At 58.4% G+C, this 14368-nt stretch carries 13 protein-coding genes and 4 tRNA genes; 2 read left to right on the top strand and 15 right to left on the bottom strand.

Annotated elements, in window-relative coordinates:
• From VFN25_RS05845 to VFN25_RS05785, 13 genes are all read right to left on the bottom strand, one after another.
• The coding region (locus tag VFN25_RS05845) for a GTP-binding protein (protein WP_325139777.1) at positions 1 to 224 on the bottom strand (224 nt) is incomplete at its 3' end.
• A gap of 42 nt (positions 225 to 266) precedes the next feature.
• Positions 267 to 342, bottom strand: a tRNA-Thr gene (locus VFN25_RS05840).
• Positions 343 to 350: 8 nt separating this feature from the next.
• A tRNA-Gly gene (locus VFN25_RS05835) sits at positions 351 to 424 on the bottom strand.
• A 112-nt stretch (positions 425 to 536) separates the two neighbouring features.
• Positions 537 to 622, bottom strand: a tRNA-Tyr gene (locus VFN25_RS05830).
• Positions 623 to 1151: 529 nt separating this feature from the next.
• Positions 1152 to 1634: an acyl-CoA thioesterase gene (locus VFN25_RS05825; RefSeq protein ID WP_325139775.1), complete on the bottom strand. Its 483-nt coding sequence runs from the start codon at positions 1632 to 1634 to the stop codon at positions 1152 to 1154.
• Positions 1635 to 1652: 18 nt separating this feature from the next.
• Positions 1653 to 2744 carry a redox-regulated ATPase YchF gene (gene ychF, locus VFN25_RS05820; RefSeq protein ID WP_325139772.1) on the bottom strand — a complete coding sequence of 364 codons (1092 nt, stop codon included), beginning with the start codon at positions 2742 to 2744 and terminating at the stop codon, positions 1653 to 1655.
• Between the two features lie 115 nt (positions 2745 to 2859).
• The gene (pth, locus tag VFN25_RS05815; protein ID WP_325139770.1) at positions 2860 to 3444 is read right to left on the bottom strand and encodes an aminoacyl-tRNA hydrolase; all 585 of its coding nucleotides are present in this window, start codon (positions 3442 to 3444) and stop codon (positions 2860 to 2862) included.
• A 33-nt stretch (positions 3445 to 3477) separates the two neighbouring features.
• A complete protein-coding gene (locus VFN25_RS05810; protein ID WP_325139769.1) occupies positions 3478 to 4137 on the bottom strand; it encodes a 50S ribosomal protein L25/general stress protein Ctc in 660 nt (219 codons plus the stop codon).
• A 164-nt stretch (positions 4138 to 4301) separates the two neighbouring features.
• Positions 4302 to 5264: a ribose-phosphate diphosphokinase gene (locus VFN25_RS05805; protein WP_325139779.1), complete on the bottom strand. Its 963-nt coding sequence runs from the start codon at positions 5262 to 5264 to the stop codon at positions 4302 to 4304.
• An 82-nt stretch (positions 5265 to 5346) separates the two neighbouring features.
• Positions 5347 to 5421, bottom strand: a tRNA-Gln gene (locus VFN25_RS05800).
• Positions 5422 to 5498: 77 nt separating this feature from the next.
• Entirely contained in the window at positions 5499 to 6359 is an 861-nt protein-coding gene (ispE, locus tag VFN25_RS05795; RefSeq protein WP_325139767.1) for a 4-(cytidine 5'-diphospho)-2-C-methyl-D-erythritol kinase, read from the bottom strand.
• Complete coding sequence (lolB, locus tag VFN25_RS05790; RefSeq protein WP_414648868.1) at positions 6356 to 6883, bottom strand: lipoprotein insertase outer membrane protein LolB; 528 nt, start codon at positions 6881 to 6883, stop codon at positions 6356 to 6358. The genes ispE and lolB overlap by 4 nt, the downstream gene beginning before the upstream one ends.
• An 83-nt stretch (positions 6884 to 6966) precedes the next feature.
• A complete protein-coding gene (locus VFN25_RS05785; protein ID WP_325139764.1) occupies positions 6967 to 8676 on the bottom strand; it encodes a tetratricopeptide repeat protein in 1710 nt (569 codons plus the stop codon).
• Positions 8677 to 8972: 296 nt separating this feature from the next.
• Between VFN25_RS05785 and hemA the strand changes: the two genes are divergently transcribed.
• Positions 8973 to 10262: a glutamyl-tRNA reductase gene (gene hemA / locus VFN25_RS05780; protein WP_325139762.1), complete on the top strand. Its 1290-nt coding sequence runs from the start codon at positions 8973 to 8975 to the stop codon at positions 10260 to 10262.
• An 84-nt stretch (positions 10263 to 10346) separates the two neighbouring features.
• A complete protein-coding gene (prfA, locus tag VFN25_RS05775) occupies positions 10347 to 11429 on the top strand; it encodes a peptide chain release factor 1 (protein ID WP_325139760.1) in 1083 nt (360 codons plus the stop codon).
• Between the two features lie 159 nt (positions 11430 to 11588).
• On the opposite strand, the gene VFN25_RS05770 is transcribed toward prfA, so the two are convergent.
• Both VFN25_RS05770 and VFN25_RS05765 read right to left on the bottom strand, forming a co-directional pair.
• Positions 11589 to 12443, bottom strand: coding sequence for a hypothetical protein (locus VFN25_RS05770; RefSeq protein WP_325139758.1), 855 nt, complete (start codon positions 12441 to 12443; stop codon positions 11589 to 11591).
• 685 nt (positions 12444 to 13128) lie between these two features.
• On the bottom strand, positions 13129 to 13881 hold the full coding sequence (locus tag VFN25_RS05765) for a sigma-70 family RNA polymerase sigma factor (protein WP_325139756.1): 753 nt from the start codon (positions 13879 to 13881) through the stop codon (positions 13129 to 13131).
• Positions 13882 to 14368 lie beyond the last annotated feature (487 nt).

Genomic DNA, 14368 nt, shown 5'->3' with positions numbered 1-14368 from the left:
CGGGTGTCCGACTCGTATTCCACGTGCGAGGTCGAGATCGTGATTCCACGAGCCTTTTCTTCCGGCGCCGCGTCAATCGCGTCATAGGCCTTGAATTCACCACCAAAACGCTCTGCACCCGTCGTTGTCAGTGCTGCCGTCAGGGTCGTCTTGCCATGATCAACGTGACCGATTGTGCCCACGTTTACATGGGGCTTCTTGCGCTCGAATTTCTCTTTCGACATGACAGTGTTCTTCTCGGGAGATCGTCTGGATGGATGGGAATCTGGTGCTCACGAATGGAATCGAACCATCGACCTCTTCCTTACCAAGGAAGTGCTCTACCGACTGAGCTACGTGAGCGGAACTTTTGGAGCGGGAGAAGGGAATCGAACCCTCGTAATCAGTTTGGAAAACTGATGTTCTACCATTGAACTACTCCCGCCTGGAGCCGGGATTCGGGAGTTGGGCCTCGGCATTCGTCAAAGCTCAGACTGGCTTTTTCGAATCCCGAATCCCGAATCTCAAATCCCGTTATATCTGGTGACGCTTGTGACTGGTGGAGGGAGGTGGATTCGAACCACCGAAGGCGTAAGCCAGCAGATTTACAGTCTGCCCCCGTTGGCCGCTTGGGTATCCCTCCAGATTCTCTTCTACTTCGTTGTCGCTACCTCGTAATCTTGTCGTCCGGGAGGTGGATTACGTCGGGCTGTCCTGCCCTCCGCCCCTCCGGGAACGCGCCGCTTGCGCGTCGCTTTCAGGTTCGCTCCCAGCAAACCTGGTCCAGCAACCACAGGAACAAACCAGCGGTTTGACTATTTGCCTCCGCTGGCAGCTGCCGTGCCTTCAGACACGGAGCCGCGCATTTTCACGGAGAGAGGCTTGAGTGTCAACAGCAAAAGCTGTGCCGACAGGCGTAACGGACTCTTTTTTTCATCAACTCCAGACTGCCGCGACATTCCAGCACACACATTGCGGCGTGCTGGCAACCTGTCGGACTTTGCCGGTTGGGGCGGAAATTCGGCTATGCGAGGACAGATTTCTGACGTTCTGCAGGCCCATTGTGGTGCCGTGGATCAAAAAGTGGCGAAGTGTTTCACAACAGCGAAGCTGGTCAAATATGGGCCGCACAGGCGGATTCGCAACCCAGCCACGTCAAATCCGACGGACTGCTATCCGGGACGAAAGGCCGCAGCCTCCTCCTTGATCCGGCGTCCGACTTCCATGACCTTGAGGGCATACTGGCCGAGCGCAACGTCTTCTGCGGTCAATGGCGTCCATTTCGGCACCGCACTCGGCTTGCCATCGGGTGCATCGAGGGCGACGAAGGTCATCACGCAGTGGGTAGCCAGCCGTCCCTCGGTCAATTTGAGGTCGCGGGCGATAACATCAACGGTGATCTGCATGCTCGAAGTCCCGGTATGCACGAGCTTGCAGCGAACCTGAACAAGATCGCCAATCAGGATCGGTGCGACAAATTCGATACCGCCAACGGCTGCGGTGACACAGTATTTGCCACTCCAGGCCACTGCGCAGGCGTAGCCGGCCTGGTCGATCCAGCGCAACACCGCACCACCGTGCATCTTGCCACCAAAGTTGACGTCGGTTGGCTCGGCCAGAAACTGCAATTCAAGTTCACGTTGATGACCTGACATGGCGCTCTCCTCGGACGTTCAGACGTTGAAACGGAAGTGCAGGATATCGCCCTCCTTGACGATGTAGTCCTTGCCTTCAAGGCGCAGTCGCCCGGCTTCCTTGGCTCCGGACTCACCACGATACTTGATGAAGTCATCGTAGGCGATGGTTTCGGCGCGGATGAAGCCGCGCTCGAAATCGGTATGAATGACCGCCGCCGCTTGTGGAGCAGTGGCGCCAATACGGACCTGCCAGGCGCGCACTTCCTTGACCCCGGCAGTGAAGTAAGTCTGCAGACCGAGCAAGGTGTAGCCGGCGCGAATCACGCGATTGAGACCCGGCTCGTCAAAGCCCATGTCCGCAAGGAAGTCATCGCGATCTACTTCATCGAGTTGCGAAAGCTCTTCCTCGATGGCCGCGCAGACCGGCACAACCTCGGCGCCTTCCAGCGCAGCGCGTTCCCGAACCTTGTCCAGCAGCGAATTGTCCCTGAACCCGTCTTCAAGCACATTTGCTATGTACATCAATGGCTTGAGGGTCAGCAAGAAGAGATCACGCACGAGCACCAATTCATCATCATCGAGACCTGCTGCTCGTGCCGGCTTGCCTTCATTCAACGCTGCCGCGAGCTTCTGCAAGGCAGGACGCTTGGCCAGCGCTTCCTTGTCGTTGGCCTTGGCCGCGCGCTCGACCTTGTTCAGCGCTTTGTCTACCGACTCCAGATCCGCTAGTGCGAGCTCGGTATCGATGGTTTCGATATCCGAAATCGGGTCGATCTTGTTGTTCACATGAACGATATCGGGGTGCTCGAAACAACGCACCACATGCGCGATCGCATCGACCTCGCGGATATGCGCAAGAAACTTGTTGCCCAGCCCTTCGCCTTTCGATGCGCCAGCGACCAGGCCGGCGATATCGACGAATTCCATCGAAGTCGGAATGGTCTTCTGCGGCTTGACGATTTCGGCGAGCTCAGCAAGACGCGGATCCGGTACCGGCACAACGCCGACGTTCGGATCGATCGTGCAGAACGGGAAATTGGCCGCAGCGATACCCGCCTTGGTCAGCGCATTGAACAGTGTCGATTTGCCAACATTGGGCAAACCGACGATGCCGCATTTGATACCCATTTTGAAATCCGGGAGTGGGGAGTGGGAAATGGGGAGTGGGATAAAGCAAGGCTCGTGCAAAGTAAGGTGTTCGGGGAAAACGCGCTTGGCTTTCCCACTCCCTACTCCCCACTCCCTACTCCCGCTCCTGCGTATGCAAGCGCTTCATTGCTTCGTTGAAGTCGCCACGGACGGCAAGTGGCAGCACGTCAATTGCCGCGCCGATGCCGCCGAGGATTGCCTGCTCGTCGTTGACCCCGGCGCGACCGAGAACCCAGGAGGTTACCTTGTCTCTGTGCCCGGGATGGCCGATGCCGATACGCAGACGATGAAATTTGCCGTGGCCGAGGTGAGCCATGATATCGCGCAAACCGTTCTGGCCGCCGTGGCCGCCATCGAACTTGAGTCGCGTCGCACCTGGCGGCAGATCCAGATCATCGTGAACGACGAGCATCTCCTCGGGCGCAATCTTGTAGTAGCGCAGAGCCGATGCCACCGCGATCCCGCTCTTGTTCATGAACGTGATCGGCTTCTGCAGCCAGATCGACTCGCCTTCGATCACGCACTTGCCTGTCTCGGCATGCAGCTTCGACTCAACACCGAAACGTACCTGCTCGCGGAGTGCGAGTGCGTCGACAAACCAGAACCCGGCATTGTGCCGGGTTCTGAGATGTTCGGCCCCGGGGTTGCCGAGGCCGACAATCAGTCGCAAATTGCTCATCGCGAACTGTTTGCCTCAAGCAGGATGCGCAACTTACTTGTCGCCCTCGCCTTCCTTGGTTTCCTCGGCAGCTTCCTCGCCCTCGGCCTCTTCGGTCGGCTCTACTTCGACGCGTCCGAGCTTGGCGATGACCACGGCGATATCATGTTCCTTGCCGAGGTTGAGATCAGCAAGTTCCGTACCCTTCGGCAGCTTCAGCGAGGACAGGTGAATGATGTCGTCCACCTTCAACTCGGCCAGATCGACCGCAATGAATTCGGGCAGGTCCTTCGGCAGGCAGGAAATTTCGACCTCGGTGATCTCGTGCATGATGATCGCCCCACCGGTCTTGCCAGCTGGCGAGGTTTCCTGATTCAGGAAGTGCAGCGGCACGCGTACGCGGATCGCCTCGTTGTCATTGATGCGCAGAAAGTCGAGGTGCAGGATCTGCTGCTTGAACGGATGGCGCTGCATGTCACGCAACAGCACCTTCTGCACATCGCCGCCAAGGTTCAAGTCGAGAATCGAGGAGTAGAACCACTCGTTCTGTGACGCCATGTAAACATCCTTGTGCTCCATCTGGATGCTGACCGGACCAAGCTTTCCACCACCATATACGATTGCCGGAACGCTGCCCGCGCGACGCAGGCGGCGGCTCGCACCCTTCCCCTCGTCCTTGCGCAGCGTTACCGAAAGTTCACGTGTCTTTGCCATTTTCGTGTTGCCTTTACTTCAGATGATCCGCCTCGCGGCGAATGAAAAACTCCCCCGCGACCAGGAGAGTTATTGGAACCGGGAGTGGGAAATGGGAAGTAGGGAGTGGAAAAAGCCGATCGGCTGCTTTCCTACTCCCCACTCCCTACTCCCCACTCCCGCTTTTAATCCACATACAACGAGCTGACCGACTCGCCGAAAGCGATGCGGCGGATCGTTTCAGCCAGCAATTCGGCGACCGAGAGCTGACGGATGTTCTTGCAGGCTTGCGCCGCTTCGGTCAACGGAATCGAATCGGTGACCACCAACTCATCAAGCTGTGAGCCTTCCAGATTCCTGATTGCCGGCCCGGAAAGCACCGCGTGAGTGCAGTAGGCAACGACCTTGCGCGCACCCTGGCGTTTCAATGCCGCTGCCGCCGCGCACAAGGTTCCAGCGGTATCGACGATGTCATCGACAAGCACGCAGACCTTGCCCTTGACCTCACCGATGATATTCATCACGGTTGCCTCGTTCGGTCGCGGTCGGCGCTTGTCGATGATCGCCAGATCGGCGTCATCGAGGCGTTTGGCGATCGCCCGGGCGCGAACCACACCACCGACATCAGGGCTGACCACAATCAGATCTTCCCTGGCGTAGTAGCGCCAGATGTCGGCCAGCAGCACCGGCGAGGCATACACATTGTCGAGCGGCACATCAAAAAAACCCTGAATCTGGTCGGCATGCAAATCGACCGTCAAAACCCTATCCGTGCCCACCGCACCAATCATCTTGGCCGCAACCTTGGCCGTGATCGCAACTCGCGCCGAGCGCGGACGCCGGTCCTGGCGGGCGTAACCGAAATACGGCAGTACCGCGGTGACGCTGGCCGCCGATGCGCGCTTGAGCGCGTCGACCAGGACCAGCAGCTCCATGAAGTTGTCCGCAGTCGGTGCGCAGGTTGGCTGCACGACAAAAACTTCCTGCCGGCGCACGTTTTCCTCGATTTCTACCTGTATCTCACCGTCGCTGAAGCGGCCAACCTGGGCTTTGCCAAGGGGTACATTCAACTCACTACAAATCGCCTTGGCCAGCGGACGATTGGCGTTGCCGCTGAAGATCAGGATATTTGACGGGTTTTCTGCCACATTCACTGCGCCACTCCGTGAAACCAGTTGTGGCTGCCGGCCTGGCAGCGTGAATCGAACTCAGTTTCCGGAGAGCCGGAAATGGCTGGGGCGGCAGGATTCGAACCTGCGCATGCCAGGATCAAAACCTGGTGCCTTACCGCTTGGCGACGCCCCACCAACGAAAACCTTGATCCCGCCATACTGCCTCATTCGGCAATAGTCGGGCGTGTCAAATCTCATGCCGTTCAGCCCTTAGCGTTCGCGAACGCGCGCAAGCAACGGTGAAACATTGATTCCTCTTACCACCCGGGCAAACATCCCGACTGGGCATTCGGCAACAACAGCATGCGCATGATCTGCCGCCACCGCTGCGAACACTGCACTTCCGGTGCCGGTCAGTCGCGCCTGGCCTGATTTTGCAAGCCAGTCGAGCGCCTTGCCAACCGCCGGATAGCGCCTCCGAACAAGCGGCTCGAACGCATTTTGCGTCGTTGCCCCGGAAATGAAGCCCGCAATTGTCAAGGGTGCGCTATCGCGTGTCAATTCGCCTGATTGAAAAAGTGCCTGCGTCGACACGCTTACGCCCGGATCAACCAGCACATAGGTCCGTTCTGCAAGCTCAAGCGGAACCAGCCGTTCGCCGATGCCTTCGGCGAACGCACTGTGGCCATGGACGAATACCGGCACATCGGCACCGAGCCGCAATCCCAACTCGGCAAGCGCCGCGGAGCTCAAACCACAGTTCCACAGCGCGTTCAGCGCCACCAAAGTGGTCGCAGCATCCGAACTGCCTCCGCCCAGGCCGGCACCGACCGGAATTCGCTTGTCGACACGCAGTTCGGCGCCAAGCAAAGTACCGGTTTCCGCCTGCAGAAGCTGCGCGGCGCGGACCACAAGATCATCCGCTTCAGCGACAGCCGAATGCTCATCCGGTCGCCTGATCTCACCATCGGCTCGAACCTGGCAATGCACGCTGTCACCCCAGTCGAGCAACTGGAAGACGGTCTGCAATTCGTGATATCCATCCGCGCGACGGCCGGTGATATGCAAAAAAAGGTTGAGCTTCGCCGGCGCGGGCCAAACGCTCCAGCCTTCCGCCGCCTGATCCGTCACGACGAACCCCAGCGTCGCACGACCAGGCGAACCCGGTAGTCACCATTATTGGCAAAGATCTTGCGTGGCAGAACTGGATCACCTGATTCTTCGAAATCACGAAACTCGATTTTCCATCCGTCCTGGCGGATCTCGGCCGGAAGTCCATCTTCGCGAAAAACGACTTGTGCAGGCCCCGGGGCACGGATGCCGCGAACCCAGTAGCCCAGCTGCGCAACGGGCACCTTCCAGCCCAGTTCACGAGCCAGTAGTTCCGACGCGCTGGTGCCCATCACAACCTGCTCGTGCAGCCCGCTCAGCTCGGCATGCGTGGAATCTCCGCTCAAGGTCCAAGTCTTGCCACTGACAGGCGCACTGAGGGCGAATCTGAATTCAGCGCCCTGCTGATCCCAGGTCAGCGACCCGCTGCCCGAATCCTCGGGGCTGGAAATCGCCATGCGACCCTGCAGCGACCAGTCCGGACTGGCCAGGACAATGCGCTCGCGCTGCTCAAGCGCCTGCATCCGGCTTGCATCGGGTCGCATGCGCGGTGCCGCACAGGATGCCAACCATGCGCACATGAAGACGAAGCAGATCGCGCGAAAGTGCGCGCCGCATCGGACTCTACTCACGGGCGCAGACGCTTCATGGTTTCAATCAGGACCTTGTTGTCGGCATCCTTCTTGCGGCCTTGCTCCCAGATCCGCTTCGCTTCCTCCTGCTTGCCGCTGACCCAGAGCACTTCCCCCAGATGCGCGGCAACTTCGCTGTCGGGTTGCTTTGAATAAGCCTTGCGCAGGTATTTCACGGCTTCGTCGAGATTGCCCAGGCGGTACTGGGCCCAGCCGTAGCTGTCGATAATCGCCGGCTCGTCGGGTTTGATCTTGATCGCTTTCTCGATCAACGCAGTCGCTTCGTCCAGTCGATCAGTGCGATCAACCAGGGTGTAACCAAGCGCGTTCAATGCGTCGGCACTTTCCGGATTGATTGCCAGAACCTTGCGCAAGTCACGCTCGCCCGCGACCAGATCATCCATTTCTATCGACAGCATGGCTCGCGCATAGAGCAGGCGCGACTCGTCGGGAGCTTGCTGCAAACCTTCCGTGTACACCTTCAAGGCAGCGGCATTTTCAGATTTCTCAATCAACAACTGCGCCTGCAAAAGGCTCAGATCAACCGCTTCGGAGGTATTCGATCCGGCAGCAAGGCGCAACTGTGCAAGCCTGCTGGCTGAATCAGCGGCACGGCCCGCCTTGTCGCTGAGTACGACGATACGCATGCCGGCATCGAACCAGTGCTCATCCGTTTCCGGGAGTTGCCGGTACCAATCGAGCGCTTCGCCATCCTTGCCAATCAGTTCAGCCAATTGGCCTAGCAGATAGAGTCGTTTGCCGCTGCGCGTGCTCTTGTCGGCCTCGATCTCGCGGTACAGGGAAGCCAGCAAGGACTTGTCTTCGCTGCGCAAGACGTAGGCCGCACGCGCTCCATAGACGACATCCGTCTGCGTGCCACTGGCCAGTGCACTTGCCGCCGCCGCATTGTCTCCGTTGTCGGCAAGCAGTGCTGCGTAGCCGGTGCGCAGACGCAGATTTTCCGGATCACGCTTGAGCGCGGCCGCAAATTCCTGTCGCGCAACCTTCGTATCGCCCCGGTCCAGGGCCAGTTGAGCGCTCCAGGCGTAGGCATCAGCGGATTTGAAGCGCTTCACGGCTTCACTGGAAAGCCGCCCGGCCAGCGCCTTGTCGTCAAGTTTGAAGGCAAGCTGGCTCATTGCGACCCAATCCTGATCGCTGTCGCCGAGACGTTGTGGTGTCGCCAGACGATCAAGCAAGCGAGCCGCTTGCTGCTTGTTCTCGGAACTGATCAACACCTGCGCGATGGGCCGCCATCGATTCTCCGCACTTCGCGTGGCCAGTGCCGATAGCGCGGCATAGGCAGGTTCAAGGTCATCGTCCGCCAACGCAATCCAGGCTTTTGATTGCAGGACCCCGGTAGAGTCCGGGTCCAGCGTCTGCCAGCGTTGCAAACTTGTGCGAGCCAGATCCCACTGCTTTGAAGCCAGGGCGAGACGCGTCGCCTGCTCGGCGATCGCCACATCCGAGCTCAATTGCGACGCCTCGGCATAGTCCTTTGCAGCGGTCGCGAGATCATTGCGTTGAATGGCAAACTCGGCGGCCATCAGCTTCAAGGGCAGATCCTTGTCCCTGGCGACCGCATGAACACTTTGTGGCTTCGATGTCGATGCCGTGGTCGACTGGCGGATCGCGGTTGACGCGCAGGCATTGAGCAACATGCCAAGCACCGCAACAATGGCGACATTGAACCATCGCTTGTCCATGCTCACACCGAACGTACTACTGATGACTTGGTTTGGCACGCGTCAAAATCCTCGAAAAACCTGTATTTGCTTGAACTTGCACGATGTCGCCCGCACAATCCCGGCACCTTCGCACACTGATCGAATCCAGCAGAAACGGTCGGAAAACTCATGATTCAGACCGTCCAGCAGCGCATTTCGTTCACGACCGAACCAGTTCGGGTCATGCGCAATTCTACGCAGTCGTATCTATACCTGCTTGATCAGCGTTGCCCTGGTGACGCTCTCAATCGGCATTGGAGCCGCTGATTCCACGTATGGCCCTGATCACACTCGGACTCAACCATCTTTGCGCGCCCGTCGCGCTGCGCGAGCGTGCGGCGTTTACCGCCGACGTCACCGGCGATGCGCTGGCCGATCTTGTGGCCCAGCCAGGCGTGCGTGAAGCCGTGATCCTGTCGACCTGCAATCGCACCGAGCTCTATTGCAATGTCGACCCGGGAGCGGAGTCCTCACCACGCAGCTGGTTGCACCGTCACCGCCAGTTGCATGACACCAATATCGAGGAATTCCTCTATCGGCATCACGAAGCCGATGCCGTGCGCCATCTGTTTCGCGTCGCCACCGGGCTCGAATCGATGATTCTCGGCGAGCCTCAGATTCTGGGCCAGGTAAAGGACGCCTACACCCTGGCGCGCAATGCGCACACCCTCCATGCGCCATTGGAGCGTCTGTTCCAGAACACGTTCTCGGTCGCCAAGCGCGTGCGCACGGGCACTCGCATCGGCGCCAGCACGGTATCGGTGGCATTCACCGCGGTACGTCTGGCAGAGCGCGTCTTCACCGATCTCGCCGAGGCCTGCGTGCTCCTGATCGGAGCCGGCGAAACCATCGAACTGACCGCACGCCACCTGACCGAAGCCAAGGTACGCCGACTGATCGTGGCCAATCGCACACTCGACAATGCACAGGCTCTGGCCAGTCGTTTCGGCGGCTATGCGATCACCCTGAACGATCTGGAAAAACATCTGGCTGAAGCCGATATCGTGATCTCCTCGACCGCTTCGCGTGAGCCGGTTCTGAACAAGGCGACCGTTTCGCGGGCAATTTCGGCGCGTCGTCGTCGACCGATGTTCCTCGTCGATATTGCCGTTCCGCGCGATATCGAGGCCGATGTCGCCGAGCTCAAGGATGTTTTCCTTTACACGATCGACGACCTGCGCGAAGTCATCGACGAGAATCTTCGCTCGCGCCAGCAGGCAGCGCGCGAAGCCGAAGCGATGATTGAACTTTCGGTCGAACACTTCATGGGCTGGTGGGGCTCTCTCGAATTGAACAACCCGATCGCCAGTGTCCGGGGTGCCGCCGAAGCCCATCGCGACGAAGTGCTGGCCAAGGCGCGAGGCATGATTGTTCACGGCAAGAGTCCCGAGCAGGCCCTTGAGTTTCTCGCTCACACACTGACCAACAAACTGCTACATGCGCCAAGCGCCAACTTGCGCGCCGCCGCCCTGCGCGGTGATACCGATCTGCTGCAGGCGGCGGAAAAGCTTTTCGATACCGAAACCGGCAGCCGATTCAACATCGATTCCAGCAAGCCTGAATAGTCCGCTGCACGGTTCCGGCAATCGCGCTACCGACATCACGTATCATGCGCGCCGCTGCACCTGCGAGCGGCGCCCAGGACACCCATGACCCCATCGATCCGCCGCAAACTCGAACAGTTGGCCGAACGCCACCAGGAACTCGAACACCTGCTTGCCAGTGCCGAAGTGGTCGGCGATGCCAAGCGCCTACGCGAGGTTTCTCGCGAGCACGCCCAACTCGCCCCGCTCAGTCAGGCCCTGTCTGATTTCGATGCCAATGTCGTGGCATTGAAGGCGGCAAGGGCCATGCTCGCCGATCCGGAGATGGCTGAGCTCGCGGCCGAGGAAATCGCCGCGCTCGAAGCCCGCGAAGCCGAACTCGACGAGCAGCTCAATCTGTTGTTGCTGCCCAGTGACCCGCGTGACGAAGGCAATCTGTACCTCGAAATCCGCGCCGGAACCGGTGGCGATGAGGCCGCTATCTTTGCCGGCGATCTGTTGCGCATGTATCTGAAATACGCCGAACATCGTCGCTGGCAGATTGAAATCCTCAACGAAAGCGACGGCGAACACGGCGGCTACAAGGAAGTCATCGCGCGCATCGAGGGCAAGGGTGCGTACTCGAAACTCAAATTCGAATCGGGCACCCATCGCGTCCAGCGCGTGCCAGAAACCGAATCGCAGGGTCGCATCCATACCTCGGCGGCAACCGTGGCGATCCTGCCCGAGCTCAGCGAAATCGATGATGTCGAGATTAATCCGGCCGATCTGAAAACCGACACTTTCCGCGCCTCGGGTGCCGGCGGCCAGCACGTCAACAAGACCGACTCGGCGATCCGCATCACCCATTTGCCTAGCGGCATCATTGTTGAATGCCAGGATCAGCGATCACAGCACAAGAACCGTGCGCAGGCTCTGTCCTTGCTGAAGGCGAAGCTGCTCGATGGACAGCGCAGCAAGCAAACCGCCGAGCAGGCAGAGTCACGCCGCCTGCAGGTCGGATCGGGCGATCGCAGCCAACGCATCCGCACCTACAACTTTCCCCAGGGCCGGGTCACCGACCACCGCGTCAACCTCACCCTCTACCGCCTGCCCGAAATCATGCAGGGCGACCTCGACGAGCTGATTGACACACTGACCCGTGAGGACCAGACCGATCAGTTGGCGGGGCTGGTTAATCAGTATTAACGGATATCGAATAATCGGATCAACGTTCCGCACATACAAGACATTCCATATAATGGAAATCTTACTGCATTTTCAATTACCACTCAAAAATCGTCGCAAACTCCCAGCGTTCACCACTGTGAGCGCCGGGAGTTTGCCATGCTCCAATAACTATGCTGGCTACGGACACTTCGGATATGGCTTGCAAGTAATATGACCTTCAAATGTAATGCACGCGATTATTTGCCCTCCACATACATTGTCATAGATTGCACCAAGAATATCGGCATGCTCGCCAAAGTAACCGCCATCTTGACCATTGCCGCCAGAGAAATCGAATTGGCGACCATTCATGTCCGAAACTGATACTGGAATCGTGTTGTCGTTGCTATCTCGAGCTTCGGTCATTTTCGGCATCTCGTCTTTCTTCCAAACAAAAGTTACGCGATGCCCGTTGGTGAAGAATAGCGTGATTGTCAACTTGCCTAGATCTTTATCTTCAAGGACGATATTGGCGGGTGAAGTGCGTAGGAGCACAATGATGTCACGTAACCGTTGCTCAAAAGACGTTGGAAAAGCGCTGGAACCAGATCCCACTTGCGATATCCAATCTCCAATTCTATTTTGCATTGATGAGCTTCGAACTATCTCGTAGGCGTTTGCTCCAGCACCTATGACTGCGGCACCCGGGACAGTCGGAGTTACGTTCAGCGTTGCCACAACCTTTAGGTATGCACCGTTGCTATTCCATACCTGAACCGCAGCGTCAAAATATGCTTGTTCGGCCGGAACAACGGTCAGCGGATCCGCGTAGTAGGTGAAACCGTGCCCATTGGGCTCTCGCGTCACTTGGTATTTTCGAATATTGGCATTCACGAAATCATAGACATAGCGCACGCCTAACTCCTGAGGTCCAGTTGCCGCAGAATAGTATTGGGCCTCGCTGCAACCGTTACACCGATAGGCGTTTCTGGCCGCCAAGACTTCGCTTGGGAACGCCAAGATTCCGAATAAAACTACAACAGTAATTTTCATTACACTTTTCATCTTTTAACATCCTTTTGCATCAATTGTGTGCTAGTTCACTCCATTGCAAACGCACTTCGTTGCTAAGTCCCCCACCGAGTGAGAGTACCCCCCCCGGAAATCATGTCAAACTAAACACTCTCTCCTGGCAACCTAAATTAGTACTAATGTATTTTCTTTCCACTTTTGCCGGTCTACGCCTTTCAATTGTGATTGCATTCAGGATTCGTTCGGCTGTTGAAGACCGGGTTTCGCAGAAGCATCGCGCCTGAAGGCGCTCCCACAAGATTTCGTCGGCTTTGAGATTTAGGATGCGGCGGCCGAGACGTGTTCACGGCAAAAGCCGATGGCCTTCATTTCCGCCGCATGGCACCCTGATTTTGTGGAGCGCCTTCAGGCGCGATGCTTTTTGTCCGGGATTCGGAAATCGACGAACGCCGCAGTTCCCATGGGTCAGGCTGGATCAGAGCGCTCTGCCAATCACATCGGTCTTGAGCGTAACGCTGGAATTGAGTGCGAGGCTCTCTCCCTGTCCGACGGTTGCCTTGCTCCCGGGCAGCACCCAGCGACAGCTCTTGCCCGCTTCCTCGACTGCCTTCTTGCTAGCCCGGGCTAACCTTCCTGCGAGCCTCGTCGATTGATCGGCGTTTGCAAATTTGGGTGGCGGTCTGGCGCTTTCGGTGTTGATCGCGATCTACCTTGTCAGCATTTCATCAAGAAACGTCATGGCCTCATCGGTACCGGCCTGACCCAGCCAGAACAGCGCCTTTTCCTTGACCGGCCGCGGGTAGTTGCCGCGGACAAGGGCGATCAGGGCAGAGGTGGAAGCATTGCCGTCGAGCTGGGAAAGGGCAAATACCGCTTGCTCGCGCGCTTCTTCGGAGGTTTCACGATTCAACGCGGCAATGATGTCGGCTTGTGCGCGCGGATCCTGCATCTGCGCCATCCAGAAATACACCTTGCCACGCAACGTCGCCGAGATTTCCTCCAGCGAATGGCCTTCGTGGTGGCGCATGACGAAGGCCGTGCGCTCGATCACACTCATCCGATCGAGCTGGGATTCGGTTCGCCGCTGGATTTCCGAGCCCGCCGCGTGTCGATCCGGGCCGGGTAATTCTTCGGCGACGGCATCGAGGAAATCGTCTTCGCTGTCCGCCGCTTCGACCGCGACCTCGTGGCGCCCACGACGGCGCAGCTGCTCAAGCGCCGCGTTGACCGCAATACGATGCAACCAGGTCTTGAACACGGCGCGGCCATCGAATGAGGACAAATGCCGCCAGGCGTTGAATAGCGCTTCCTGTACCGCATCCTCGGCCAGTGCGGAATCGCGGGTGATCCGTGCACACAGGCCGTACAGCGGTCGCGTGTGCGGCTCGACCAGATGTCGAAACGCCACGGCATCGCCGTCACGGGCGCGAGCTGTCCAGTGTTCGTCATCGACATTCATCACCGCTTCGATGATGACGCAATGGATTTGGTTAGCAATGGGCCCTGCATCACTTCATGTCGAAGCAGGGTCACTGGGTCCCTGCCTGCGCAGGGACGACGAGAGGAGGGTTGAGGTTTCCGGCGAAAAGGAGATTCACGTTCGTCGATGCATCTCCCATTCGCAAGATTCAATCCCGCAATCCCGCAATCCCGCAATCCCGCAATCCCGCAATCCCGCAATCCCGCAATCCCGCAATCCCGCAATCCCGCAATCCCGCAATCCCGCAATCCCGCAATCCCTCGATTCCTCGATTCCTCGATTCCGCAATCCGTCGCCCCCCCGTTCCCGCGATCAAACCCAACAAGCCTCAACTCCAAATTTCCCGATAGGGGTCGGGAAGGCTCATCACCTCCCCGCCCTCCGAACCGTGCGTGCGGTTCTCCCGCACACGGCTCTCCAGTTGGTGGTTGCTTCATCGAGATCGGCACGCCAAGGCATGGGCTTG

Origin of the sequence: Dokdonella sp. (assembly GCF_035703485.1) — a bacterium.
Classification (GTDB): domain Bacteria; phylum Pseudomonadota; class Gammaproteobacteria; order Xanthomonadales; family Rhodanobacteraceae; genus Dokdonella.
Note: the sequence above shows the minus strand (reverse complement) of the source record. Positions and strands in the feature narration are given on the sequence as shown.

Bases quoted from the DNA above. Each gene is read 5' to 3' on its own strand.
- VFN25_RS05825 (WP_325139775.1), bottom strand. From the start codon at position 1,634: ATGTCAGGTCATCAACGTGAACTTGAATTGCAGTTTCTGGCCGAGCCA.
- ychF (WP_325139772.1), bottom strand. From the start codon at position 2,744: ATGGGTATCAAATGCGGCATCGTCGGTTTGCCCAATGTTGGCAAATCG.
- pth (WP_325139770.1), bottom strand. From the start codon at position 3,444: ATGAGCAATTTGCGACTGATTGTCGGCCTCGGCAACCCCGGGGCCGAA.
- VFN25_RS05810 (WP_325139769.1), bottom strand. From the start codon at position 4,137: ATGGCAAAGACACGTGAACTTTCGGTAACGCTGCGCAAGGACGAGGGG.
- lolB (WP_414648868.1), bottom strand. From the start codon at position 6,883: ATGCGACCCGATGCAAGCCGGATGCAGGCGCTTGAGCAGCGCGAGCGC.
- VFN25_RS05785 (WP_325139764.1), bottom strand. From the start codon at position 8,676: ATGGACAAGCGATGGTTCAATGTCGCCATTGTTGCGGTGCTTGGCATG.
- hemA (WP_325139762.1), top strand. From the start codon at position 8,973: ATGGCCCTGATCACACTCGGACTCAACCATCTTTGCGCGCCCGTCGCG.
- prfA (WP_325139760.1), top strand. From the start codon at position 10,347: ATGACCCCATCGATCCGCCGCAAACTCGAACAGTTGGCCGAACGCCAC.
- VFN25_RS05770 (WP_325139758.1), bottom strand. From the start codon at position 12,443: ATGAAAATTACTGTTGTAGTTTTATTCGGAATCTTGGCGTTCCCAAGC.
- VFN25_RS05765 (WP_325139756.1), bottom strand. From the start codon at position 13,881: ATGAATGTCGATGACGAACACTGGACAGCTCGCGCCCGTGACGGCGAT.